Source organism: Aquabacterium sp. (assembly GCF_030652515.1).
Taxonomy (GTDB): Bacteria; Pseudomonadota; Gammaproteobacteria; order Burkholderiales; family Burkholderiaceae_C; genus Aquabacterium.
In genome coordinates, this window is record NZ_JAUSAR010000061.1 from 1 (window position 1) to 1,752 (window position 1,752).

General features: G+C 59.9%; 4 protein-coding genes. 2 read left to right on the forward strand and 2 right to left on the reverse strand.

Annotated elements, in window-relative coordinates:
• The coding region (locus Q7V20_RS07355; RefSeq protein WP_109038292.1) for a hypothetical protein at nt 1-213 on the reverse strand (213 nt) is incomplete at its 3' end.
• Nucleotides 214-603: 390 nt separating this feature from the next.
• On the opposite strand from Q7V20_RS07355, the gene Q7V20_RS07360 reads away from it, so the two are divergent.
• Nucleotides 604-1,185, forward strand: a complete 582-nt coding sequence (locus tag Q7V20_RS07360; RefSeq protein ID WP_304788712.1) for a RadC family protein — start codon at nt 604-606, stop codon at nt 1,183-1,185.
• A 60-nt stretch (nt 1,186-1,245) separates the two neighbouring features.
• A complete protein-coding gene (locus Q7V20_RS07365) occupies nt 1,246-1,551 on the forward strand; it encodes a hypothetical protein (RefSeq protein ID WP_304788714.1) in 306 nt (101 codons plus the stop codon).
• Nucleotides 1,552-1,572: 21 nt separating this feature from the next.
• On the opposite strand, the gene Q7V20_RS07370 is transcribed toward Q7V20_RS07365, so the two are convergent.
• A partial coding sequence (locus Q7V20_RS07370; protein ID WP_304788716.1) for a hypothetical protein occupies nt 1,573-1,752 on the reverse strand: 180 nt, incomplete at its 5' end.

Genomic DNA, 1,752 nt, shown 5'->3' on the forward strand with positions numbered 1-1,752 from the left:
CGCCACTGAGCGGCATTGCTGGTACTCGCGGTCGATCAGCCAATGCAGAAACTGGGTGTCCCTGGAGACGCCCCAGTAATGGGCCTTGCATTGCGCGATGTAGGCATCCAGGTCAGCCAGCGTGCGGATGCCGACTGGCTCCAGGTCGGTGATCAGCTTGAAGCGCTCAGTCTCTCGCCGAGTGAGCCTGATGTGGGGGCCAAAACGGATCATGGTCGTGCTCGTTGCATGGGTTCGAGCGCCATCTTGGCGAAATTTCAGGCCCGTGTCACGGCTTTGGCCAACCACTGAAACAAGATTTCTGTACTGAACTTCAGGTGATATTCAGCTGTCACCCAGGCGTGCACTCAACAAATGACCCGGTTCCATGGGGCGTTGTCCATGGCATGCAGCGATCAACGCTTGAACGCTTCATGCCATCACAACACACTGCTAATTGCTACCTGCATTCCATCGCGGAATGCGCTCCGACCTTGAGTCGGCGTCGCAGTCGTCACCTGCCTCATTGACCGTGCTGGCCTCGCGTCAGCACATCCCGAGCGGGAACATCCATCCCCTCGGGACAGGACGTTCCCGCTTTTCCTTTTTGTGAAGGAGAAATCCGTGAATGTCACCCACTTGTCCAGTGCCGAACTGGTCAGCGAGTTACTCGCCGCACCTGTTCGCCAAGCCCCCCTCCCTTTGCCCTGCGCCTGCGATGCAGCAGCCGCATACCAGGCCGTTGAGCATGCTCCCCATGAGCTGGCCCACAAACTCAGCATCGCACGTGAGCTGCTGCTGCGCGACATGCGCGCCAAGATGCTGGAAGGCCCAGTCATGGCCTCACCCAAGGTTGTGAAAGACTGGCTGAGCATGTACTGCGCCGGGCTGGAGCACGAAGTGTTCCTGGTGCTGTACCTTGACGCCCAGCATGTTCTGATCGAGGCCGAAGAGATGTTCCGGGGAACATTGACCCAAACGTCTGTTTACCCTCGTGAGGTCGTCAAAAGCGCGCTGGCCCACAACGCGGCATCCGTTTTGTTGGCCCATAACCACCCGAGCGGCCAGTTGTCACCCAGCAGGGCCGACGAGCTCTTGACCCAGACGCTGAAATCCTCTTTGATGATGGTGGACGTGCGCGTGCTCGACCACTTCATCGTGGGAGGCGACCGCGTCCTGTCTTTTGCGGAACAGGGCTTGCTGTGAAACTGCCAGCCACCCTAGCCCGCATGGCACAGCCTCATTCTTGCCAAGAAGGAGTTCGCCTTGGATAAGACCATCGTGACCAGGTTGTTGGAACTGGTCGAGCCTCTGGCCGCGCTGTCGATCTGCCACCTGACGGCCACCACACGCCAGAAGCTGGCCAATGACGACCTGTCGGTCAACGTGTACCCGAACGACTATGGTGGTTTCGTCTATGTGGGCGCCCCGCCCTACACGGTGCCCGCTGAGACCGACATGGCCATGATCTTCGAAGCGGCCAGATTGGCTGGGATCGTCTGGCTCAAATTCGACAGCGATGCCGCCATCGTGGACGGCCTGCCGATCTTCGAAGAGACCGATCCCCTTTGACCCCCACCGGGCGTCGCGCCATCAGGCCGACGCCCATTTTTTTGCGCCATCCTCGGTCACCCCGTGATCGCGAATCGCATCCAGGTCGATCACGGCGTCGGCCATGGCGGTCAACTCCGGCGTTTGCGACACAAAAAACTCCCGCTGGTAGCCGCCCACGCGCAGCACCTCGCGCTTCATGGCCATGAACATGCGTTTGCG